Annotated in this window: 1 pseudogene; it reads right to left on the reverse strand. The window is 36.8% G+C overall.

Going from position 1 to position 527, the window contains the following annotated elements:
- Positions 1–293: 293 nt before the first annotated feature.
- A pseudogene (locus ACFIJ7_RS09855) lies at positions 294–527 on the reverse strand (integrase); the annotation flags it as partial.

The following is a 527-nucleotide window of genomic DNA, read 5'->3' on the forward strand; positions in this document are numbered from 1 at the left end:
GTGATGTCTCGTTATACGAAATGGATTGTACTCATTATACTCTTATTAGCGCTTGATTTTTCACGTATTATGGATGCATTAGTAAGTATTTTTACACAAAAACCAAATATCCGACTCTAAACATACTCTGAGACGCGCGAAATTCTTTAGAAAATGATTTCTTAATTTTACTCGTCTCATGGAGACTATCAATAATAGCTTTACACATTTAAAACTGTTATTTTCACAGAATTGGACATATCAAATTTCTCTTCAAAATAGCCAAAAACACTGCAGAGGTAATTGTAAAAATTCTATCCTGTTATAAATGAAGCCCACAGCTCTAAAAGAACACGCCGTTGCTCTAAAAAATCCGTTCGCATGTAGGCTTTCGTCACTGAACTCCCAACTGTATGTGCAAGAACAGTTTCGGCAATCTCAAATGGTGTTGACGTTGTCTCTGCTATCCAATCCCGTAAGCTTGAACGAAAACCATGGGGACGATAAGTCAAACCACAAACTGTCATATACTTTGCCATGGTGGCATC

Origin of the sequence: Bartonella sp. MR100HLJHH (genome assembly GCF_042194215.1) — a bacterium.
GTDB lineage: Bacteria > Pseudomonadota > Alphaproteobacteria > Rhizobiales > Rhizobiaceae > Bartonella > Bartonella grahamii.